The organism is Lysobacter koreensis, from assembly GCF_042677045.1.
Classification (GTDB): Bacteria; Pseudomonadota; Gammaproteobacteria; order Xanthomonadales; family Xanthomonadaceae; genus Lysobacter_K; species Lysobacter_K koreensis.
This window is the reverse complement of sequence record NZ_JBHTIH010000003.1, coordinates 835,526-856,825: the sequence shown is the minus strand read 5'-3', so window position 1 is coordinate 856,825 and position 21,300 is coordinate 835,526. Positions and strand designations below refer to the sequence as shown.

The window sequence follows — 21,300 nt, the reverse complement described above, 5'->3', positions numbered from 1 at the left end:
TTTCCTTAGGAATCAGGGGCTTCGATCAGGCGGCGCCAAAGTTCACATGGCGCCTTCCAGCCAACCCCTGCCACGCTGCCCGGAGGGGCAGCCGACCTAGGTCTTCTTCTTGGGCGCGATCATCATGACCATCTGCCGCCCTTCCAGGCGCGGACGCGACTCGATCACGATGTCCTCGCCCAGGTCGGTCTCGATCCGGGTCGCCATCTGGCGACCGAGTTCCTGGTGGCTCATTTCGCGGCCACGGAAGCGGATATTGACCTTGATCTTGTCGCCCTCTTCCAGAAAGCGGCGCATGTTGCGCAGCTTGATCTGGTAGTCGCCCTCGTCGGTGACCGGGCGAAACTTCATTTCCTTGATCTCGACCTGCTTCTGCTTCTTCTTCGCGGCGTTGGCCTTCTTCTGCGCATCGAACTTGAACTTGCCGAAGTCCATGACACGGCAGACCGGCGGATCCGCGTTGGGCTGGATCTCGACGAGGTCCATGCCCTCGTCCTGGGCCATGGCCAGCGCTTCATCGCGCGAGAGCACGCCGATCATCTCGCCATCGCTGCCGATAACGCGAACGCGCGGGACGCGGATTTCTTGGTTCTTTCGATTCGGCTTTTCGGGGGTACTGATGTTGCAATCTCCGGTGTGGATCGTGCCGGCCGCGCGGGCAGCCGGAAAGGTGGGAACACGCTGCGCGGGGCGTCAGACGCCCTCTTCGTGCAAACGCGAGGCGAATTCGGCGACGGTCATGGTCCCCAGATCCTCCCCTCCCCGCGTACGCACCGCGACCAGGCCGTTTTCCTTCTCGCGATCACCGATCACCAGCTGGTACGGCACGCGCTGCAGCGTGTGCTCGCGGATCTTATAGCCGATCTTCTCGTTCCGCAAATCGGCCTCGACCCGGAAACCTTGATTTGCAAGGGATTTCCGGACCTCCTCGACGTAGTCGGCCTGCGCGTCGGTGATATTCATCACCACCGCCTGAACCGGGGCGAGCCAGGACGGGAACTGGCCGGCGTGGTGTTCGATCAGGATGCCGATAAAGCGCTCCATCGAGCCGACGATCGCGCGGTGCAGCATCACCGGATGGCGCTTGCTGCTGGCCTCGTCGACGTACTCGGCGCCCAGGCGGGCCGGCATCATGAAATCGACCTGCATGGTGCCCAGCTGCCAGGTGCGGCCAATCGCGTCCTTGAGGTGGTACTCGATCTTCGGGCCGTAGAACGCGCCCTCGCCCGGCAGTTCCTCCCACTCCACCCCGTCCTTGCGCAAGGCCGCGCGCAGCGCGTCCTCGGCCTTGTCCCAGGTGGCGTCGTCGCCCAGGCGCTTGTCCGGGCGCAGGGCGATCTTGATCTGGATCTCGCTGAAGCCGAACGTCGCGTACACCGCCAGCGCCTGCTGGTGGAACGCGGACACCTCGGCCTCGATCTGGTCCTCGGTGCAGAAGATGTGGCCGTCATCCTGGGTGAAGCCGCGCACGCGCAGGATGCCGTGCAGCGCGCCGGAGGGTTCGTTGCGGTGGCAGGCGCCGAATTCGCCGTAGCGGATCGGCAGGTCGCGGTAGCTGTGCAGGCCGTGGTTGAACACCTGCACGTGGCCCGGGCAGTTCATCGGCTTGAGCGCGTAGGTGCGCTTCTCCGACTCGGTGAAGAACATGTTCTCCTGGTAGTTGTCCCAGTGGCCGGACTGCTTCCACAGCGACACGTCGAGGATCTGCGGGCAACGCACTTCCTGGTAGCCACTCTCGCGGTAGACACGACGCATGTACTGCTCGACGACCTGCCAGATCGACCAGCCCTTCGGGTGCCAGAAGATCAGGCCCGGGGCCTCTTCCTGCAGGTGGAACAGCTCCTGCTGCTTGGCGATCTTGCGGTGGTCGCGCTTCTCGGCCTCTTCCAACTGGGTCAGGTAGGCCTTGAGGTCCTTATCGTTGAGCCAGGCGGTGCCGTAGATGCGGCTGAGCATCTGGTTGTTGTGGTCGCCGCGCCAGTAGGCGCCAGCCACTTTCATCAGCTTGAACGCGCGCAGCTTGTCGGTGCCCGGCACGTGCGGGCCGCGGCACAGGTCGGTGAACTCGCCCTGGGTGTACAGCGACAGGTCCTGCTCGGCCGGAATGCCCTCGATGATCTCGGCCTTATAGTGCTCGCCGATGCCCTTGAAGAAACCGACCGCCTCGTCGCGCGATTTCACGCTACGCGAGACCGGCTGGGCCTCCTTGACGATCTTGAGCATCTCGGCCTCGATCGCGGGCAGGTCTTCCGGCGTGAACGGGCGTTCGTAGGCGAAGTCGTAGTAGAAGCCGTTGTCGATCACCGGGCCGATCGTGACCTGCGCGCCCGGGAACAGGCGCTGCACGGCCTGCGCCAGCAGGTGCGCGGTGGAGTGGCGCAGCACGTCCAGCGCGTCGGGATGCTTGTCGGTGACGATCTCGAGCGCGGCGTCGCGTTCGATGCGGTAGCTGCTGTCGACCAGCCGGCCGTCGACCTTGCCCGCGAGCGCGGCCTTGGCCAGGCCGGGGCCGATCGACAGGGCGACGTCGGCGACGCTGACGGGGTGTTCGAACTCGCGGCGGCTGCCGTCGGGAAGGGTGATCGCGATCATGGGGTTGTCTGGGTATCGAAGGACGGCGCGGCGGTGCGGCGTCGGGAGAGATGTCTTAGAGGCAGGCCGGGACACAGGCCAGCGGGAAAACGAGCGTTTCAGAGACGGAAACGGCGCCGTGGCGCCGTCCTGGATCGGAGGCGTCGGCGGCGTCAGCGGTGGCGGACGGTAGTGCTCATGTCGCACGCTCGGCCGGCGGTTTATCGCGGGCCACCCTTCTCGTGCCCTGGCCGGATTGCCGGGGCGATGCGCAATAGTTGGCGACCGCGGCGGCGCAAGTCAACGGTGGCGCCGCGAATCGAAACCCCGAAAACAAGAACGGCCGGGGCTAGCCCGACCGTTCGTCACCAAATTGGTGGGCGGTACAGGGTTCGAACCTGTGACCCCTACCATGTCAAGGTAGTGCTCTACCGCTGAGCTAACCGCCCATTCGCCGAAAAACTCCCCGGCGAGGGGCGCGCAGTGTAGCCGATCAAGTGAGAGCCGACAACCTCGACAGTGCCTGGATCAAGCTGCCGGGATGCGCAGCACCTGGCCCGGATAGATCTTGTCGGGATCCTTGAGCATCGGCTGGTTGGCCTCGAAGATTTTGTTGTATTTGCCGGCATCGCCGTAGACCTTTTTGGCGATCGCGGACAGGCTGTCGCCCGCTTCCACCGTGTAGGTTTTCGACGACCACCCCTCATTGCTGCCCGCGGATGAAGGCGCGACCGTCGTGCCGCTGCCCGCCGGCGAAGGCGCCGCCGCAACGGTGCTGCTGCCGGTGGTTACTCCGCTGAAGTCGGCCTTGGCCACCCGCAAACGATCCTCCACGCGATCCACGCCATCCACGTTGCCGACGATCAACACCGCCTTCTCGCGGGTGTCCTGGTCCTTGACGGTGCCGTCCAGGACTACAGTGTCGCCATTGATGGTGAAGGTGATGCCGGATGGATCGATGCCGTGCTCACGCAGGTGCGTGCCGAGCGGCTTGCTTCGATCAAGTTCGCCGTCCTTGCCGAAAATCTTGTCGCCGGCATTCTTGATGAAATCGAATACGCCCATGGATGCAGTCTCCGCGTTGAGGGACTGCAAGATCACACGCTCAGGGTGAGCGGTCTGTGGACGTTGGCCCCAGCACGATGGCGTCCTTCAGCTCGCGCAACTGGTCGCGCACGACGCCGGCCTCCTCGAACTCCAGGTCGCGCGCGTGCTGGTACATCTTCTGCTCCAGCACCTTGATCCGGGCCACGACCTGCGCCGGGCTGAGCGCGGCGTAGTTGGCGGCCTCGTCCGCCACCTTGCGGGCCGCCTTGCCGCGACCCTTGACCGCCTCGGGCTCGGCGCGCGCGCCCTCGAACACGTCGACCATCGTCCGCACCGTGGACTGCGGGGTGATGCCGTGCTCGGCGTTGTATTCGACCTGCTTGTGGCGGCGCCGATCGGTCTCCTCGATCGCCTTCTGCATCGAGTTGGTGATGCGGTCCGCGTACAGGATCGCCTTGCCGCGCACGTTGCGGGCGGCGCGGCCGATGGTCTGGATCAGCGAGCCGGTCGAGCGCAGGAAGCCCTCCTTGTCGGCGTCGAGGATCGCCACCAGCGACACCTCGGGCATGTCCAGACCTTCGCGCAGCAGGTTGATACCGACGAGCACGTCGAACTTGCCCAGGCGAAGGTCGCGGATGATCTCGACGCGCTCGACCGTCTCGATGTCCGAATGCAGGTAGCGCACCCGCACCCCGTGTTCGCCGAGGTACTCGGTCAGGTTCTCGGCCATGCGCTTGGTCAGCGTGGTGATCAGCACCCGGTCGCCCATCGCCACCCGCAGGTTGATCTCGCCAAGCACGTCGTCGACCTGGGTCGCGACCGGGCGGATCTCGACCTCGGGGTCGATCAGGCCGGTCGGCCGCACCACCAGCTCGACCACCTGGCCCTCGGACTTCTGCAGCTCGTAGTCGCGCGGGGTCGCCGATACGAAGATCGCCCGCGGCGAGCGACCCTCCCACTCCTCGAATTTCAGCGGCCGGTTGTCGAGTGCCGACGGCAGGCGGAACCCGAACTCGACCAGCGTCTCCTTGCGCGAGCGGTCGCCCTTGTACATCGCCCCGACCTGCGGAACGGTGACGTGCGATTCGTCGACGACCAGCAACGCGTCCGGTGCGAGGTAGTCGAACAGGCACGGCGGCGGTTCGCCGGGCATGTGCCCGGTCAGGTGCCGCGAGTAGTTCTCGATGCCGTTGCAGTAGCCGACTTCGGCCAGCATCTCCAGGTCGAACTGGGTGCGTTGCGCCAGGCGCTGCGCCTCGACCAGCTTGTTCTGCGCGTAAAGCTGCTCCAGCCGCGGGCCGAGCTCGTCCTTGATCGCCTTGACCGCGTCGAGCACGGTGCGGCGCGTGGTCACGTAGTGCGACTTCGGGTAGATGGTGTAGCGCTGCAGCTTGCGCAGGCTCTCGCCGGTGAGCGGGTCGAACGCGGTGAGGTTCTCGATCTCGCCGTCGAACAGCTCGATGCGCAGCGCTTCCATTTCCGACTCGGCCGGATGCACGTCGATCACCTCGCCACGGACGCGATAGGTGCCGCGGCGCAACTCGGTGTCGTTGCGGCTGTACTGCATCTCGGTCAGGCGGCGGATCAGCTCGCGCTGGTCGATGCGCTCGCCGCGCACCATGTGCAGCACCATCCGGAAGTATTCGTTGGGGTCGCCCAAGCCATAGATCGCCGACACGGTGCAGACGATGATCGTGTCGCGGCGCTCCAGCAGTGCCTTGGTCGCCGACAGCCGCATCTGCTCGATGTGCTCGTTGACCGAGCTGTCCTTGTCGATGAACGTGTCCGAGGACGGGATGTAGGCTTCGGGCTGGTAGTAGTCGTAGTAGCTGACGAAGTACTCGACCGCGTTGTGCGGAAAGAACGCCTTGAATTCGCCGTACAGCTGCGCCGCCAACGTCTTGTTCGGCGCCATCACCAGCGTGGGTTTCTGCACCGCCTGGATCACGTTGGCGATCGTGTAGGTCTTGCCCGAGCCGGTCACACCCAGCAGGGTCTGGTGCGCGAGCCCGTTCTCGAAGCCTTCGACCAGGCGCGCGATCGCGGCCGGCTGGTCGCCGGCCGGGGAGTACGGCGAGACCAGCTGGAAGGTGCCATCGGCAGGCGGGGTGGGGGCGTGGCTGTCGTTCATCGTCTGGGCGTGCGCGGGCCTAACCCGAGTGTAGGGCCGGATTGTGATGGGGGCGCTTGCGGCATTTTCCTACCCCCGCCTGGGCGGGCCGCCGATCGTTCGATCCACGACATTTCTTGAGGATTCGACTAGGACACCAGTGCAAGGACGCGGCGATGCGAGGCGACACAAACGGAATGACCCTCGTCGAACTGCTAACGGCCGTGGCGATCGTGGCAGTTATCCTGGGAATCGGCCTTCCGGCGCTCGGAAGCATCCGCCAGAGCACCCAAACGGCCAGCGCATACCATCTGCTCACGGGATCGCTGATGGCTGCGCGGAGCAGCGCCGTCACGCGTCGTCACCCAGTTTCGATATGTCCGAGCCTGGATGGCCTGCGGTGTCGAAACGACGGCGTGTGGGAGGACGGCTGGATCGTGTTCCTGGATGGCAAGCGAACCGGGCAGCCAACGGATACCAGTGCCATCCTGAAGCGGCTTGACCCCCTCGGAGCCGACTTGGTTGCTCGCTCGACTGCAGGAAGACAGCATGTACGGTACCAACCCGATGGACGTGCTTCCGGCAGCAATGTCAGCCTGAGGATCTGCTCAAGGGCGAAGGGACAGCTGCTGGCGAGCGTGATCGTCAACAACGCCGGGCGCGCCAGGACGGAGCGTAGCGGCAACACTCCCCTACCCTGCCCTTACGCAATCTGAGGGATTCCCGCTTGACCCTCGCGACTGGGGCATTACAATGCGCATCCCCGCCCGAATAGCTCAGCCGGTTAGAGCACTTGACTGTTAATCAGGGGGTCGTTGGTTCGAGTCCAACTTCGGGCGCCAAATCAGTAAAGAAAAAAGCCGCCAGTCATGGCGGCTTTTTTTTACGTGTTCAGACCGTGGTCTACCAGCATTCTTGAGTGGCCGGCGTCTTCGCGCCCGCCTGATTCATGGTCAGGGTGCCACAGCTATCCGCTGCTTGACCCCCCTGTGGCACCGCAGTAATGGTGAAGGTGGTCGCCGCGCTCACGAGATTTAGCGTGTATCGGGCCGCCGAGCCCGCCTCTCGCGGCGATTGGTTGGTTGGCAGAACGAAGGTTGCATAGGTGTTATTGACCGTAAACCAGCGCTCGGCAAGCTGCGCGTACTCGACCAGATCGGCTTTGGCTTGCCCGCGCCGCGATTTGCGAACCGAGTCGTTGTAAGCCGGCAGGGCAATCGATGCCAGGATCGCGACCACCGCTACCACGATCATCAACTCAATCAGTGTGAAGCCACGCTGCGCGCGATCGACACCAGTCGTAGGCATCATTTGCATCCCCTTCATTGTCATCGCACCTGTCGCCAGGATTGGCGGCCACAGGGCCTGGGCATGTAGAGCGGAGGTGCCCCGGCGACTTGTATCACCATTGAGCAGCGCGCGGCCAAGGCAGCAGCGACCTCCGCTGCGGTCGCCGTGCTGGCCAGCGGGCTCAGGCGCGGGGAAGTCAGGACAGCAACCTCCTTGACCGGGGACGAACCACTGGTGCTCAGCGGCACCGCGCCAGTACCGGCACCGGGAGAGGTGCCTGTCGGCGACCCAATGCGTACCGCCGAAAGGCCCGCCGCGCCATTTAGGGCGCCAAGCCCGTAGAGACGGTTGGTGCCACCGGTCACGCAGCTATCTGTGCTGTTGGGGTCGAACGTTGGAAAGAAGACCACTCCGCTCTCGATCCGCGGGGTGCCCACAAACCGCTCGCCGCTGGCAACGCCGCCAACGACCAAGTCAATGTGCCAGCCAAGTTTGCCTACGGGCGGCGCCGTCATGCTGGTCTGGCGCACGCCGGCTACGTCGCTGACAACGGTTTGCTGATGGAGTTGGCTGCGGCTGACCGTCGCCCCCCTATCCAGCACGGCGTACAGCGTTTGCACTTGCTTGTCGGTGGGGTCGTTGATAAAGGAGAAGCTGCCCGTACCGAAGTACAGCATCACCCCTCCCGCCGGACCGGCAGCCGCCTCGAAGCCACCAATGATGGACTGTCGGTTGCCACTGGGATCGGTCGCCACGAAAAACGGCGAAGTCAGTGCCGATGGCGAGGCAGAACGCAGATCGAACTTCCAGACGGCACCGTTCTGATCTCCGGCGTAGACCGTGTCCCCATAACCGTCCCTCGCCGCCACGGCCGTGCTGCCGTCGTAGCGATCGAGAACAATGACGTTGCCCAAGCCATTCGCTCCAGGCTGCGAAGCTTCGCTGGCTTGGATAGTGGTGACGGCACCACTGTCGATATCGACTACGAAAAGTACAGCCTTGTTGTTAATGCTGTTATAGCCGTTTCCAAAGATCGCCTTCCACTTCACGACCGTGCCGATCTTGACCGGCACGACAACTGGCTTGCCTAGCACATGGCCAATATTGTTTTTGATGTTCGCGTCGGACGCGCCGTCATTGATGTCCCACAGTACGTTGCTGGCGCCAAACGATCCCGGAGTAGACACATTTAGCGCGAACACGCCCCGACCACCAGCGCCGGTTGTACCCACCAAAACCGTCTTCCAGGAGCCGGTGTAGTACGCATCGGAGACAGTTACCGGCCCGTCAACGAAGTATCGATGATCGAACAGCTGGTCGTCTTTGTCGCTGGCTTTGTAGGGAAACAGCAGATTGCCCATGTGTCCCAGCGACGTGGCCGGTATGTAGGCGAATTTCTCGATCCCGGTGACACCATCGAAGGCATGCAGCATGCCGTCGTTGGCGCCGACATACACCATCGGGGTGCGCGTCTTCTTCGTTGCCAGGTAAGCGTCGTAATTGAAGGGATTGAAAGTGCCTGCTGTGGCGCCGCGCAAAGATTTGTATCCGTAATCGTTAAGCGGCGACGAAACCACCACGTTGGAGTTGACGATGTCGCCGAGCAGCGTGGTCCGTTGGCGCAACGGCTTGGTTGCGGAAGTTTCCAGCGTCTGATCGCCGCGCAGATAAGCGACAGCCTCGGCAAGGTTGATGCCCAGCCCGGCGTCGATCGCAGTCCTGCCGATTCCGCTACCGACGCACCGGGAAAGCGCACCGTCGCAAAGTTCATCGAGGCTCACGTTGGTGCTGTCGAAGGTAGACACCGAGGGCACTACGCTGCCAGTGGTCTTGCCGACCAAAATATTGCGCGACCCCGCGGCTGGCAGCTGCGAGGAGGCTTCCCAGATAGAGCTGTAGGAGACGGCGCCCGTGATTGGGTCCGAGGTCACGGTCTGTGCGGTCAGGGTGCTGAACCAGTCGGTGCCATTGTTGGCTGCTGTATACGAGGGAACCACGCTTACCGAGCCGGTACCGACGCGCGAGCCGGTCAGCCCGATGCTACCCGACGGCGTGGTGCCGGCACCGACGGACGCCAGGATTCGGCGCATGGCTTGTGAGATATCCGTCGGCGACTTCGCATTGATGAACTCACCGCGGGTATTGATGGCGGCGTGCCAGATGTCGTCGACATTCTCCGGCTGAAGGCTCATCGTGCCAGTCGCACCCCAGCTTGGCGGCGTGGTGTACGGGTTTGCCGTGGCGGCAGCGTTGACGTCGTAGATCGCACCGCGCGCGCCCAGGGTGATGCCGTAGAAGTTCATGTGCAGGTTCTTCTGGCAATCCAGGCTTGGATCCGGCGTACCCGCGCTGCAGCCGCCCGGCACCGGCACCTTGCCTGCGGCAAGGTCCGGACGCAGGTTGTTCAGGTATGCGTCCATCGCCAGATCGGCGATCGTGTTGCTCGACGCCACGCCACCGCCAAACGGCGCCGCCAACGCGCCGTCGGTGTCGCCGACGTTCGTAAGTCCTACGTTGTTGTCATTGGTGTAGCCGTCGGTGAATAGCATGCCGGCGTTCTTCTGGCAGACCAGCTGAATCGGCGCACCCGTGTCCGTGCGCCTGAACTGGCGCGCCATGTAGTCGACCGCGCGACGGGTGGGCGTGTTGCCACTCGAGTTCAGGTTACGCATCAGGGCGTATAGGGACTGCTTGTCGGTGGGAACCTCGATGTCGTACATCTGTACATTGGTCGCCGGCAGCGGCGGATTGATCTGGAAATAGCCGACGCGCATGTTGGTGACGTCGGCCATGGATTCGGTCATCGCGGCGATCATCGCGCGGTTGCGATTGCCGTAGTACGTGTACCAGTTGGCGAAGTTGGTAAGCGCGGCCGCCCCGCCGGTCGTGAAGTTGCCCAGTTTGTACTCGTACTTGTACAGGTTGGCACCGGCGGGGCCGGCGCCTTCGATCAACTCGCGCTTGCTCAAATCGAAGCCGATGGGAGCCGGTGCCGTTTCGCTGAGGTAGACCACGCCGCGGATGTACTCGAACTGCGTCGAACAGCTTCCTGCAAAGACGATATCCGCGCTCAACGTCTGCCAAGCGTTGGTCGGCAGTCCGCTGCCCGGCGTGGGCGAGTTGTTGCAAGCGTTGCCGTTGTAGTAGCGCGTTCCCGCATGCAGGCGCATGCCTGCCTGGAAATTGTAAGTGCTGGTCTGAACCGCGCTGAAATCGATATTGCCATCGTTGTAAGCGGCGCGCGGATCCTCGGGCGCATCGGTGTAGTCGGAATCCGGCTCGAACGTGCCATCCGCCTGGCGCCATGGCGTGTAAGTCACCGCTGGGTTGAAATAGGCGCGGTTGTACTCGGGTGCGCGGGCGGCACCAAAGAGGTCGGCGCGCTCACCATCGTGCGAAGTAACAACTTTCGCGAACGATGTGCCACCCGATTCCCAGGCAACCCCCGCACTATCGAAAAAACTGTAGTTCGAGGTCCGAAAATAGCCGATGCCTTGCCCGGTCCGGAACAACGTCTCGTCACTGCTCATCGACCCGGAGTTGTCGACCCCCATGATGAAGGCCGGCGGGACGGTCGACTGAATATTCAGCGGCGCCTGTGCCAGCGTGCCCTGCCCTTGCACTGCGAAGGCGCCGTAGACGAGGTAGCCCATGCTGCCCAGGACGGCCAGCCCGGCGGTAGAAATCAGTGCCTTGCGAAGGAAGGTCATGGCAGGCGTCTCAGGGTCGGAAAATGGTGTCGATGGCCGCGTCGGCGCCTGAAGCGACCGGCAGGTCGGTGGCATACACGGTGATCTGGTAGATCGGGTTGGGATCCTCGTCGAGCTCACCGCCCATGCCCAGGCTGGTATTGCCCGAAATGCACGGACCGATCGCGCGGACACTGACCCGGTCGGCCGCAGGCGTGGCGAAGGCATGGGTTTGCGCCCAAGCCGAGGCATCGAACGCCTCGCTGCAGGTATCGATCGTCACCGCGGGACAGGCCGTCGCGGTGCGGTTGACGGTCGCCTCGATGAAGCACTCCACACGGCGGGCATCGCCTTCGGCATTCTGGAAGGCGAGATTGGCGCTGCGGTAGTTGGACGACATGCGTTCCTGCATGCCGGTGACCTGCATGCCAACGATCCCGATCATGGCCAGCAGGAGCAGCATGATCAGGGCGACATACAGCACCGCGCCGCGTTGGCCGCGACGGGAATCGAACTGGGGGAGCGTGCGTCGTGTCATGGTCGGCTCGCGTCAGTTGCCATAGAGGCGATTGCGCAGTGCAATCGTGGATTCGTAGGCGGTGCGGAAGCGGCCGTCCGCTGGAGCGGAGTAAGTCACGCCCAGCGCACTGGGCCGCGAGGCCGCGGCAGGGGCTTGGGCCGCCGAAGGGTTAGCGCTGCTGGCCAACAGGCCGACCTGCACGAGGCCCACCCGGCGCCAGCGCTGTTCACCTGCGACATCGGTCGCAACGCCCAGCGCCGCGTCACCGGCGGTGTTCTGGGTGCCCATGAAGCCAGTGGGGCTGTTGACGTCGGCAGATTGATCCTGACCGAAAATAAGCTGCAGGTTCTCGATGCCGTCGACCAGCTCCTCGGGCTGGGCGACCCCTGCGCTATTCCAGCGGGCACGCCACAACGCGGGTCGGCCGCTGGCGCCATTGGCGACGTAATAAGCCACCGCTTCGGCGCGATACAGGGCAGCCTGGCCGGTTGGCTGCGGCGTATAGCGCTCTATCGCCACAGCCGCGGTGGCGGTCCCCGCTGCGCTGTTGCCTGTCCCGGGAAAAATGTTGACATAGCTGCAATCCGATACGGCAAACAGGTCCGGTGTTGCCACACCATCCTGGGTCAGGTTGCCCCAGTTCGCGGCACCCACCGTGAATGTGGTGGTGCTGCCGGCGATGGCGATGTTGGTGACGGCGGCACCGTTGCCACGGAGGAAGCGCAGCATGATGACGTCGCTGCCGGGAAGCGGACCCAGCGCACTGATGTGTGCGGGCAAACCCGGTGTCCAGCCAGCCGTCGGAGAAGACAGCACCAGGGTATCCCCGGGCGTGGTGCCATTGGCCTCGAATCCTTGCACCGACAGATTGAAGTCCAACGCACCGCCGGCCGCGGCACCGGTGGTGGATACCAAAGCGCCGACTTGCTGTTTGTGGGACTGATCGTTGGCACACCCGTAGTGACCAATCATGCGGATGTCGCGTTGCAGGTAGTCGAGCGCGAACCGGCTATTCTCCTGCACGCGCGCCAAGCCTTCGGAAGTCTGGTACGCCGCGCGCGAGCCCGCAAACACCTCGATGAGGCCCAGCATGAGAATGGTGCCGATCAGCAGCGCGACCATTAACTCGATTAGCGATACGCCAGCTGCGCGGCGACGATTCAAGCTCATCACAGTCGGCTCTCCACGGCAAAGTCGGGACCTTGTCCCCCGTTCCAGCGCTCCTCGCCCCAGTTGATGCGCACGGTGACGAGGCCATTGACGACGGTGACGGTGGACTGGGCATCCGGACCCAGGACGGTGACCACCTGGCACTGCCAGCGGCGGATGCTTGCCGCCACGGTCATCGCGCCCACGGGACGCGCCGCGCACCCATTCACCGCACCGGGCGCGAAGGTAGCCCCTTGGTACTGCGCTGCCACAAGTCTGTTGGCACGCATCTGGTCCAGCAAGTCATAGGCAAGATTGGTCGCCTGCGTGCGCTGATTGGCGGCCTGCGCGAACCGCAGACTCATGGTCTGCATCATCGCGAATCCCAGCAAGCCGACAGCCATGACCAGGATTGCGATCAGCACCTCGATCAGAGTGAAGCCGGCTACGGGGGAGCGGGTACTGGGAATGCGCCGGATGCTCATGGGCAATTGCCTTTTACTATGTTGACCTGCCCGGTCGGCGTGACCGTAAGCGTACGGACCAAGGGATCGCCGCTGGGGCATTGTGCTGACTGGAGGCCGATCTGCTGCGCACCGCCAAGTGCTGGATGAAGGCGGCCGCGAGTGTCGAAGCGAAGCACGTTGGCCGCCGGGGCAGCGACCTGCAGACGATTGTCCACGCGACCGACTTTTATGGGCGTCTCCCCTGCTCCCATCAACCCATCCGAATTAATGTCCGACCACACCAGCCACCCTTGATTCCAGGTGCCATCGCAAGCGGTTCCGGCGGTGCTTGGACAAACTGCTGCACCTCGGGTGTTACGAATGGCCTCGGTACGCGCCAGCGAGATGGCCGCCAGAAGCTCGTTTGTGGTGGTGGCTACCCGGTTGGATCGCAACGTCCCCTGGAAGCTGGGCAGGGCAATGGCCAGCAGGATCGCCAAAACCGAAATAGTGACCATCAGTTCAATCAGCGTGAACCCGGTCACACAACCCTTGGACGTCATGGAAAGCCGCTCCCCGCGGTGAAGGCTCCAGCCTAGCCGGTGCCCCATCCAGTTCAAGCCCGGAGTGGACGGACGGTCATCGGCCATGGACAGACGCGCCGTTTCTGGCGTCGGGCGCGCGGCGAGCAAGCGTACATTCCGGTTCTGGACCGGGTCCTAGGCTTAATCGGGCATCATGCACGCTGCCTCGGTCGGACAGGCCAAGATGCCAGCCAACGAAAGCACTAACAGTCCGCTGGACACGCTTTGGCGCGTGCACGCGATCCTGTGGATGGTCGTCGCGGGCGAAGGGTTGGCGGTGGTTTTGGCGCTGGCCACGGAAACCTCGAGTGACCGGCTAACCTATTTCGGCCGCCTTTCCGTCGCCATCCAGTGGGTCATGCTGCTGACCCTGGTAGCCATTTACGCCTTGCGCAAGCCGCTCTCGCGAATCCGCCCTCAAGGCGTCGCGTATGTCGCGCTGTGCCTCCTGCTGATCAACACTTGGGTGACCGCCGGGATCGCGTGGCTGCTGATGCGCGATGTGGGGCCGATGCCGGCCGGCGGCTGGCAGGCCTTGGTCCTGCGGCTAACCGGCATCGTGCTCGCCGTGGGTTTGCTGGGACTGGCCGCGTTCCAGAATCATTGGCGGGCACGGCAAGCGGCCGTGCAGGCCAAGCAGGCCCAATTGGAATCGCTGCACTCGCGCATCCGGCCGCACTTCCTCTTCAACACTCTCAATACCGGCGTGGCGCTGGTCCGCCGCCGGCCGGAGGAGGTGGAGCGGCTGTTACTGGACCTGGCCGACCTGTTTCGCGCTGCGCTCGCAGGTCCGCGGCAGATCTCCCTGGAAGACGAGCTGGCCTTGGCACGTCGCTACCTCGAAATCGAGGCCCTGCGATTCGGGGATCGCCTTTCCGTACGCTGGGAACTGCCCGGCGTGATGCCGGCCGTCACCGTGCCGGCGTTGTCGATCCAGCCGTTGGTCGAGAACGCGATCCGCCACGGCGTCGAGCAGCTCCCTGCCGGTGGGGAGGTCGAGATCGCCGTCTCGACCACGCCCGGCACAGTCGTGGTCCGCATCACCAACCCTCTGCCGCATCCGGGCAGTCATTCCCATCCCGGACACCGGGTTGGCTTGAATGCCTCGCAGGTCCGCATCGAAGCGCTCACCGACGGCCGAGGTAGCGTGCAGACGCAGGTGGCCGGGGGGCGCTACATCGCTACGGTGAGGCTGCCGGTCGGCACTTGACATGAGGGACGGGGGCGCGGCCCTGGTTGTCAGGTCCACGCCTGCTTGCAAAACCTGGCAAGAATCCCGCCTGGCACCGGACGCCCTGCCCCACCCGCGGGGAGCCGCGCTACGCCACCACGCGATAGCAGGGCTTGTACTCCCCGGAGATCTTCATCCGCCGCTGCTCGACGAAGGCGCGCAGCAGCGCGTCGAGCGACTGCATCATGTCGGCGTCGCCATGGATCTCGAACGGGCCGAACTGCTCGATCCGGCGCATGCCGTCTTCCTTGACGTTGCCGGCGACGATGCCGGAAAACGCGCGGCGCAGGTCCGCCGCCAGTTCGTGCGGCTTGCGGCCGTGGTGCAGGTCGAGCGCGGCCATCGCCTCGTGGCTGGGCACGAACGGGCGCTGGAACGCCAGCGGGATGTCCATCGACCAGTTGAAGAAGAACGAATCCTTCTGCGCGATACGGTGTTCGCGCACCTTGCGCACGCCGGCGGCCATGCGCTTGGCGACCGCGGCGCAGTCGCCAACGATGATCTCGTAACGCGAGGTGGCCGCTTCGCCCAGGGTCAAGCGCAGGAAGCGGTCGATCTGCTCGAAGTACGGCGCCGACGCGGTCGGGCCGGTCAGAATCAGCGGGAACGGCACGTGGGCGTTTTCCTCGCGCAGCAAGATGCCGAGCAGGTACAGGATCTCCTCGGCGGTGCCGACGCCACCGGGGAACACGATGATGCCGTGGCCGACGCGCACGAACGCTTCGAGCCGCTTCTCGATGTCCGGCATGATCACCAGGTGGTTGACGATCGGGTTCGGCGACTCGGCAGCGATGATGCCCGGCTCGGTGATGCCGATGTAGCGCATGCGGCGCTTGCGCTGCTTGGCATGGGCGATGGTGGCGCCCTTCATCGGCCCCTTCATGGCGCCGGGGCCGCAGCCGGTGCAGATGTCCAGGCCGCGCAGCCCCAGCTCGTAGCCGACCTGCTTGGTGTAGATGTACTCGTCGCGGTTGATCGAATGGCCACCCCAGCACACCACCAGGTTGGGGTCGCTCGGCTGCAGGATGCGCGCGTTGCGCAGCAGCCCGAACACCGCGTCGGTGATGCCGTCGCTGGACTCCAGGTCGCGACTTTCGGTGAGTTCGATGGCGGTATAGGCCAGGTCGCGGACCACGGCGAACAGCAGTTCGGCGACGCCGCGGATGATCTCGCCGTCGACGAACGCCATCGCCGGCGCATGGCGCAAGTCGATGCGCACGCCGCGGTCCTGCTGCAGCACCTCGATCTCGAAATCCGGGTACAGCTCCTGCGCCGCGCGCGGGTCGTCCGAGGCGCTGCCGCTGGTCAGCACCGCCAGCGCGCAGCGGCGCAGCAGGTCGTGCATGCCGCCGGCGGAGGCGTCGCGCAGCCGCGCCACCTCGGTGCGCGAGAGCACGTCCAGGCCGCCACGCGGGTAGATGTGGGCGCTCACGGTCGGGAGCGAGGTGTCGATCGTTGCGGTCATGCGTACTCTCTGTCTATCGGTCGTCTTGGTCTACCCGGACTCTAGCGCAGCGGCGCGCACAAAAGAAAACGGCCGGGTTTCCCCGGCCGTTTCCTGGACGCTTGCTACCGATTAGAACTTGTAGCGGAAGCTGACCTGAGCCGCCCAACGCGAGATGCCCTTGTCGTCATAGACGTTGAGGGTATCCGGGTTGTTGAAGCGGTAGACGTACTTACCGGTCGCCGGATCGATGCCGCCGTACTCGACCACGCCGCGGTAGCCCGGGAACGCGTTTTCTTCGATGCGGCCCCAATCCTTGTTGAGCAGGTTGCCGATGTTGAGGATGTCAAACCCGATCTCGGCCTTGTGGCCCTTCCAGAAGCCCGGGATTTCCTGCGAGATGCGCATGTCGAACTGGTTGACCCACGCGCCCTTCGCGGTATTGCGCTCGGCGATGGAGCCACGACGCTTGTCGAGGTACTCGTTGTTGGCGATGTAGTTCCAGAACGCCGCTTCTTCCGCGGCCTGCGTGGCGCCGCGACCGACGATGACGTCGCCCGGCCCCGTCGGGATGTACAGCAGGTCGTTGGCGCGACCATCGCCGTTGGCGTCGTTGTCGAAGGTGTAGCTGTAGGGGCGACCCGAGCGACCTTCGTAGACCAGCGACACGATGGTGTTGTTGTCACCGAAGAACGCGTGCTTCCAGCTCGCCGTGGCCAGGAAGCGGTCCTTGATCTCGTAGCTGGACGTCGAGCTGATTTCCTCGTTGGACTGGAACACCGGGACGTTGCCCAGGTTGGAGCTCGAGGTCGAGCTGGTCAGCGGGCTGACTTCGTTGGCGTTGGTGTAGGTGTACGACGCGGCCCACGACCAGTCGCCGTCGTTGAACGGCTTGTTCAAGCCCAGGGTCAGCTGCTGGCTCTCGCCCTTGCCGGTACGCTTGGCGATGATCGCGTCGTTGAAGCTGGTCGAGCGGTTACCGCGCGCAGTAGCGCCGCCGCTGGACACGCCATCGCGGTTCCAGTTGGCCGGGTTCAGGCCGGCGGTGTTCCAGTAGATCGCACGGCCATCCTGGCCAATCCTCGTGGAGCGGCCCAGATTGAGCTGCTGGTAATAGATGCCGTCCTTGACCGAGGTCAGCACCAGCTCGGTCGAGGCGACCACGCCCCACCACGGCAGCTCGGTGTCCAACGCCAGATTGGCCTTCCACACCGACGGCTGCGTCACGTCGGAATCGATGAAGTCGACCGACTGCTGGCCCGGTGTACCCCCACTCTGGGCAACCGACAGCTGACCGTTCGGATCCGGCGAGAACAGGGTCGTGCCGTTGGAGTCGAAGAAGTCGGTGTAGGTAACGCCGTTGTTGGCGTACGGGTTGGCAAGCCACACCGTCGCCGCTGCACCCTTGAACAGACCCACCCCGCCGCGCACTTGGCTCGGGCGCTCGGTGTCCATGGTGTAGTTGAAGCCGAAACGCGGCGACCACAGCTCGGCGCCGTCGACGGTGTTGTCGTTGCGAACGCCGAACAGCGACGAGGCCTGCGCATTGAACACCGGGTTGTCGTCGACGATCGAACGGTCGTAACGCAGGCCGTAGGTCAGGGTCAGGTTATTGTTGACCGCCCAGCTGTCCTGCACGAACAGGCCCACGTTCTTCTGGGTGAACGTCGCAGCCATCGCATCCAGGTCGCCGCCCTGCGGGTAGAACAGCTGGTAGCGGCTGGAACGGTTGGCGGCGTAGTCGGCGATGCTGTTGAAGGTGTAGACACCATTCACGCGGCGGCCGAACAGGTTGTAAACCTCGTTCGACTCGTAGTCCACGCCGAGCTTGACGGTGTGGTCGCCGAGGAACAGGTTGCCGGCGAAGAATCCGTTCCACGTCTTCGTACCGAGGACGTTGGCGTGGGTATTCTCTTCGGTACCCAGGTTCAGCGTGTTGCTTCCGATGCGGACGGCAATCGCGGGCAGGTCGACCAGCGGGTTACGCACGGCCGAGTAGTCGCGGTGAGAGACCTTGGCTTCAGTGGAAAACACATCGGTCCAGTCGCTGAACAACTGCGCGCTGTAGGTTTCCAGTTCGAAATCCTGCACGTAGTGATACGTGTTCAACGCGAGCGACGAGCTGTTGAAACCCTGCAGGAACGGCGTGCTCTGCTCGGTCTTGCCATAGCGGAAGCTGGCGCGGTGCGCGTCGGCGATGTTCCAGTCGATCTTCAGTCCGTACTCTTCGCTCTCGGTATCGAGCGCCGGCTTGGCCAGCGTGCCCGGGTCGAACCCCTTGGCCTGGGACAGCGCAATGACCTGATCGATCTGAGCCTGGGTGATGCCGACGATGTTGCTCTCGCCCGAGCCGACCGGACCGAAACCGGAGTTGCCGGTGAACAGCTCCTTGCCGGTGTAGTTCTCGTAGTTGGCGAAGAAGAACAGCTTGTCCTTGATCAGCGGGCCGCCGAAGGTCATGCCGTAAGTCTGCTCGTTGTCGAACAGCGTCGGCCGGATATCGTTCTGGTTCTTGCCCGACCAGTCGTTGTCGCGGTAGATGCCGTAGACCGAACCGTGGAACTCGTTGGTGCCGGACTTGGTCACGGCGTTGATCACGCCGCCGGTGCCACCGGAGATGGTGACATCGTAGTTGGCGACATCGACCGCGATTTCGTCGATGGTGTCCATCGAGAACGGCTGGCGCGGCGTCGGCAGACCATTGCCCTGCAGTCCGAAGGAGTCGGCGCTGCTGATGCCGTCGACGCGGATCACGTTGTAACGCGGGTTCTGGCCGCCGACCGAAATCTCGTTTCGCGCCTTGTCGGTCTGCGTGATGCGCGGGTCGAGGCGGGCAAAGTCCTGCAGGTTGCGATTGATGCTCGGCATCGCCTCGATCTGCTCGCGGGTCACGTTCGAGCCAGCGCCCATCTTGGTCGCGCTGAACACCTCGGAACCGCCGTAGGCGATTGCCTCAACGGTCTCCAGCGTGGTGACCTCGTTGTTCAACGCCACGTCGACCTGGTTGACTTTGTCGAGGTTGAGGTAAACGCCATCCTGGCTGCTGGCGCCGGCGCCGGCCTTGTTGATGGTGATCGTGTATGGGCCACCGACGCGCAGGCCGCGGGCGTTGTAGCGACCATCGGCGCCGGTCACCGCGCGGCTGACCGTGCCGGACTCGGTGTGCGTGATGGTGACTTCAGCGCCGGCGACGGGCTGGCCGTCGGCGCCCTTGACGACACCACCGACACCGGCGGAGGTGCTCTGCGCAAAGACGGGAGCGGTAGCAAGGACGGCGAGCAGGCCCAGCGTGAGCTTGGACATGCGGGCGCGGTTCGGGTGGGTCATTGAGTGGCCTCGGTACGATTCGGATGTGTTGACGGGTGGCAGCGACATCCCCTGTCGAGTGCCCTGCTCGGTGTGTTTGATCTAGCCCCAGACCCGGATGACACGACGCCCCGCCGGGTTAACGGCAGTTTAACATGCTAAGTCGACAGTGTTGCAGTCCTGTGACGCCGGTCAAATTGGCGCGGCAGCGGCCGCCCAGCGGACCCTTCTCTACCTGCGGGTCTCTCAGGGAGCCCCGATCTGCAGGTAGGTGCCCAAGCCGTCGAGGAACATCTGCACCGAGATGGCGACCAGCAGCATTCCCATCAGCCGCTCGATCGCAGTCAGGGCGCGGATGCCCAGCCACTTGTAGAGCAGCGTGGCCGAGAACAGGATCGCCGCGGTCGCGCCCCAGGCGATCAGCAGGGCCAGGCTCCAGTCGCCCAGCCGCGAGGCGTCGTTGCTGCCCATCAGCATCACCGCGGCCATGCCGGAGGGTCCGGCGACCAGCGGGATCGCCATCGGCACGATGAAGGGCTCGCCGTCGGGGATCTCGCCCATCAGCCCTTCCGGCGGCGGGAAGATCATGCGGATGCCGATCAGGAACAGCACGATGCCGCCGGCGATCGACACAGACTCCTGCCGCAAGTGCATCACTTCCAGCGCGTACTTGCCGCCCCACAGGAACATCATCAGCACGCCGAGCGCGATCAGCAGTTCGCGCGCGAGCACCACGCGCTGGCGGTGCGGCGGCAACTTGCGCAACAGGCTCAGGAACACCGGGATGTTGCCCAGCGGGTCGAGGATCAGGAACAGCAGCAGCGCGGCCGAGGCGATCGTCATGGGCTCGGGCTCCAGACCGTGCCACGGTGGGCGACGCCGGCCGGCGACAACAAGGTGACGCAGGCCGGGGCGTAATCGCTGGCTTCGCGCGCGCTGCGGTCGTGCTCGTCGACGTAAGCCTGGGCGCGCAGCGGCGTGCGCATCGGCCCGGGCTGCAGGCCGGCGACCCGCACGGTCGAGTTGGCCAACTCGGCATGCAGCATGCCGACCAGTCCGGCCAACCCGTGCTGGGCCACGCCGTAGCCACCCCAGTACGCCTGGCCGACGCGCGCCGGGTCGTCCAGCGCGAACACCAGCGCCGCATCGGGCGCCTTGGCCAGCAGCGGCAGGCAGGCCTGCGACAACCACCACGGCGCGGTCAGGTTGACGTGGATCGCGCGCGCGAATGCGGCTGGATCGGTCTGCAGCAACGGCGTCAGCCCGCGAAACTCGGCGGCGCAGTGGAGCACGCCATCGAGGCGGCCGAGTTCGGTCTCGATGCGGGCGACCAGCTCGGCGTAGTCGTCGGGCGCCGCGCCTTCCAGGTCGAGCGGGTACAACAGCGGTTCGGCGCCAGCGGCGGCCAGCGCGTCGTACACGCGGTTCAACTTCGCGACCTTGCGGCCCAGCAGCACCACGGTCGCACCAGCGCGCGCGCACGCCAGCGCCGCCGCGCTACCGAGGCCGCCATGCGCGCCGGTGACCAGCACCACACGCTGCGCAAGCGCAGCGTCTTGCTCCGTGGTTGCCGCCGTCGCAGTCACTGACGCTGGGTTTCGCTGATCATCCGCGCCAGTTCGCCGGACTCGAACAGTTCCATGGTGATGTCGCACCCGCCGATCAGCTCGCCGTGGATGAACAGCTGCGGGAACGTCGGCCAGTTCGAGTAGCGCGGCAGGTTGGCGCGGATCTCGGGATCCTCGAGCACGTTGACGGTGTGCAGCTGGGTCGCACCGGCGGCCTTGAGCGCCTGCACCGAACGGCTGGAGAAACCGCACATCGGGAACTGCGCGGTGCCCTTCATGAACAACACGATCGGATGGCCATCGACCTCGGCCTGAATCCGCTCAAGTACAGACATCATGCAACTC

At 64.6% G+C, this 21,300-nt stretch carries 17 protein-coding genes, 2 tRNA genes and 1 pseudogene; 3 read left to right on the top strand and 17 right to left on the bottom strand.

Annotated elements, in window-relative coordinates; genetic code table 11:
- Positions 1–96 precede the first annotated feature (96 nt).
- The 6 genes and pseudogenes from infC to uvrB all read right to left on the bottom strand — a co-directional run bounded on the left by infC (position 97) and on the right by uvrB (position 5,749).
- Entirely contained in the window at positions 97–621 is a 525-nt protein-coding gene (infC, locus tag ACFQZQ_RS09280; protein ID WP_386812583.1) for a translation initiation factor IF-3, read from the bottom strand.
- Positions 622–693: 72 nt separating this feature from the next.
- Complete coding sequence (gene thrS, locus ACFQZQ_RS09275) at positions 694–2,592, bottom strand: threonine--tRNA ligase (protein ID WP_386812465.1); 1,899 nt, start codon at positions 2,590–2,592, stop codon at positions 694–696.
- 353 nt (positions 2,593–2,945) lie between these two features.
- Positions 2,946–3,020: transfer RNA gene (locus ACFQZQ_RS09270), tRNA-Val, on the bottom strand.
- A 79-nt stretch (positions 3,021–3,099) separates the two neighbouring features.
- Complete coding sequence (locus tag ACFQZQ_RS09265) at positions 3,100–3,393, bottom strand: LysM peptidoglycan-binding domain-containing protein (protein ID WP_386812582.1); 294 nt, start codon at positions 3,391–3,393, stop codon at positions 3,100–3,102.
- Positions 3,394–3,636: pseudogene (locus ACFQZQ_RS09260) on the bottom strand (BON domain-containing protein); the annotation flags it as partial. It lies immediately after the preceding gene.
- A gap of 40 nt (positions 3,637–3,676) precedes the next feature.
- Positions 3,677–5,749: an excinuclease ABC subunit UvrB gene (gene uvrB, locus ACFQZQ_RS09255; protein WP_386812464.1), complete on the bottom strand. Its 2,073-nt coding sequence runs from the start codon at positions 5,747–5,749 to the stop codon at positions 3,677–3,679.
- A gap of 176 nt (positions 5,750–5,925) precedes the next feature.
- On the opposite strand from uvrB, the gene ACFQZQ_RS09250 reads away from it, so the two are divergent.
- Positions 5,926–6,444 carry a GspH/FimT family pseudopilin gene (locus ACFQZQ_RS09250; protein ID WP_386812463.1) on the top strand — a complete coding sequence of 173 codons (519 nt, stop codon included), beginning with the start codon at positions 5,926–5,928 and terminating at the stop codon, positions 6,442–6,444.
- 49 nt (positions 6,445–6,493) lie between these two features.
- Positions 6,494–6,570 (top strand) — tRNA-Asn (locus ACFQZQ_RS09245).
- Between the two features lie 61 nt (positions 6,571–6,631).
- Here the strand turns inward: ACFQZQ_RS09245 and ACFQZQ_RS09240 are convergent.
- From ACFQZQ_RS09240 to ACFQZQ_RS09215, 6 genes are read right to left on the bottom strand one after another with little or no spacing between them, the layout of a single operon-like run.
- A complete protein-coding gene (locus tag ACFQZQ_RS09240; RefSeq protein ID WP_386812462.1) occupies positions 6,632–7,054 on the bottom strand; it encodes a type IV pilin protein in 423 nt (140 codons plus the stop codon).
- A gap of 2 nt (positions 7,055–7,056) precedes the next feature.
- Positions 7,057–10,728, bottom strand: coding sequence for a pilus assembly protein (locus ACFQZQ_RS09235; protein ID WP_386812461.1), 3,672 nt, complete (start codon positions 10,726–10,728; stop codon positions 7,057–7,059).
- A gap of 10 nt (positions 10,729–10,738) precedes the next feature.
- Positions 10,739–11,245, bottom strand: a complete 507-nt coding sequence (locus tag ACFQZQ_RS09230; RefSeq protein ID WP_386812460.1) for a pilus assembly PilX family protein — start codon at positions 11,243–11,245, stop codon at positions 10,739–10,741.
- 12 nt (positions 11,246–11,257) lie between these two features.
- Positions 11,258–12,397: a PilW family protein gene (locus ACFQZQ_RS09225; RefSeq protein ID WP_386812459.1), complete on the bottom strand. Its 1,140-nt coding sequence runs from the start codon at positions 12,395–12,397 to the stop codon at positions 11,258–11,260.
- On the bottom strand, positions 12,397–12,861 hold the full coding sequence (gene pilV / locus ACFQZQ_RS09220) for a type IV pilus modification protein PilV (protein WP_386812458.1): 465 nt from the start codon (positions 12,859–12,861) through the stop codon (positions 12,397–12,399). Before pilV ends, ACFQZQ_RS09225 begins: the two co-directional genes overlap by 1 nt.
- A complete protein-coding gene (locus tag ACFQZQ_RS09215) occupies positions 12,858–13,514 on the bottom strand; it encodes a GspH/FimT family pseudopilin (protein ID WP_386812457.1) in 657 nt (218 codons plus the stop codon). Before ACFQZQ_RS09215 ends, pilV begins: the two co-directional genes overlap by 4 nt.
- A 76-nt stretch (positions 13,515–13,590) precedes the next feature.
- Here ACFQZQ_RS09215 and ACFQZQ_RS09210 point away from each other — a divergent pair, with 76 nt between their 5' ends.
- Positions 13,591–14,616: a sensor histidine kinase gene (locus ACFQZQ_RS09210; protein ID WP_386812456.1), complete on the top strand. Its 1,026-nt coding sequence runs from the start codon at positions 13,591–13,593 to the stop codon at positions 14,614–14,616.
- A 109-nt stretch (positions 14,617–14,725) separates the two neighbouring features.
- On the opposite strand, the gene ppnN is transcribed toward ACFQZQ_RS09210, so the two are convergent.
- The 5 genes from ppnN to grxD all read right to left on the bottom strand — a co-directional run bounded on the left by ppnN (position 14,726) and on the right by grxD (position 21,290).
- Positions 14,726–16,102: a nucleotide 5'-monophosphate nucleosidase PpnN gene (gene ppnN / locus ACFQZQ_RS09205; RefSeq protein ID WP_386812455.1), complete on the bottom strand. Its 1,377-nt coding sequence runs from the start codon at positions 16,100–16,102 to the stop codon at positions 14,726–14,728.
- Positions 16,103–16,213: 111 nt separating this feature from the next.
- Positions 16,214–19,408: a TonB-dependent receptor gene (locus ACFQZQ_RS09200; RefSeq protein WP_386812454.1), complete on the bottom strand. Its 3,195-nt coding sequence runs from the start codon at positions 19,406–19,408 to the stop codon at positions 16,214–16,216.
- Between the two features lie 225 nt (positions 19,409–19,633).
- The gene (locus ACFQZQ_RS09195; protein ID WP_386812453.1) at positions 19,634–20,230 is read right to left on the bottom strand and encodes a YhgN family NAAT transporter; all 597 of its coding nucleotides are present in this window, start codon (positions 20,228–20,230) and stop codon (positions 19,634–19,636) included.
- A complete protein-coding gene (locus ACFQZQ_RS09190; RefSeq protein ID WP_386812452.1) occupies positions 20,227–20,973 on the bottom strand; it encodes an SDR family NAD(P)-dependent oxidoreductase in 747 nt (248 codons plus the stop codon). Before ACFQZQ_RS09190 ends, ACFQZQ_RS09195 begins: the two co-directional genes overlap by 4 nt.
- Positions 20,970–21,290 carry a Grx4 family monothiol glutaredoxin gene (gene grxD, locus ACFQZQ_RS09185; RefSeq protein WP_386812451.1) on the bottom strand — a complete coding sequence of 107 codons (321 nt, stop codon included), beginning with the start codon at positions 21,288–21,290 and terminating at the stop codon, positions 20,970–20,972. The genes ACFQZQ_RS09190 and grxD overlap by 4 nt, the downstream gene beginning before the upstream one ends.
- Between the last annotated feature and the right edge of the window lie 10 nt (positions 21,291–21,300).

What these genes read in the sequence shown, in the direction of transcription:
- thrS (WP_386812465.1), bottom strand. Translation starts at nt 2,592, where the DNA reads ATGATCGCGATCACCCTTCCCGACGGCAGCCGCCGCGAGTTCGAACAC.
- uvrB (WP_386812464.1), bottom strand. Translation starts at nt 5,749, where the DNA reads ATGAACGACAGCCACGCCCCCACCCCGCCTGCCGATGGCACCTTCCAG.
- ACFQZQ_RS09250 (WP_386812463.1), top strand. Translation starts at nt 5,926, where the DNA reads ATGACCCTCGTCGAACTGCTAACGGCCGTGGCGATCGTGGCAGTTATC.
- ACFQZQ_RS09240 (WP_386812462.1), bottom strand. Translation starts at nt 7,054, where the DNA reads ATGAAGGGGATGCAAATGATGCCTACGACTGGTGTCGATCGCGCGCAG.
- ACFQZQ_RS09235 (WP_386812461.1), bottom strand. Translation starts at nt 10,728, where the DNA reads ATGACCTTCCTTCGCAAGGCACTGATTTCTACCGCCGGGCTGGCCGTC.
- ACFQZQ_RS09230 (WP_386812460.1), bottom strand. Translation starts at nt 11,245, where the DNA reads ATGACACGACGCACGCTCCCCCAGTTCGATTCCCGTCGCGGCCAACGC.
- ACFQZQ_RS09225 (WP_386812459.1), bottom strand. Translation starts at nt 12,397, where the DNA reads ATGAGCTTGAATCGTCGCCGCGCAGCTGGCGTATCGCTAATCGAGTTA.
- pilV (WP_386812458.1), bottom strand. Translation starts at nt 12,861, where the DNA reads ATGAGCATCCGGCGCATTCCCAGTACCCGCTCCCCCGTAGCCGGCTTC.
- ACFQZQ_RS09210 (WP_386812456.1), top strand. Translation starts at nt 13,591, where the DNA reads ATGCCAGCCAACGAAAGCACTAACAGTCCGCTGGACACGCTTTGGCGC.
- ppnN (WP_386812455.1), bottom strand. Translation starts at nt 16,102, where the DNA reads ATGACCGCAACGATCGACACCTCGCTCCCGACCGTGAGCGCCCACATC.
- ACFQZQ_RS09200 (WP_386812454.1), bottom strand. Translation starts at nt 19,408, where the DNA reads ATGACCCACCCGAACCGCGCCCGCATGTCCAAGCTCACGCTGGGCCTG.
- ACFQZQ_RS09195 (WP_386812453.1), bottom strand. Translation starts at nt 20,230, where the DNA reads ATGACGATCGCCTCGGCCGCGCTGCTGCTGTTCCTGATCCTCGACCCG.
- grxD (WP_386812451.1), bottom strand. Translation starts at nt 21,290, where the DNA reads ATGTCTGTACTTGAGCGGATTCAGGCCGAGGTCGATGGCCATCCGATC.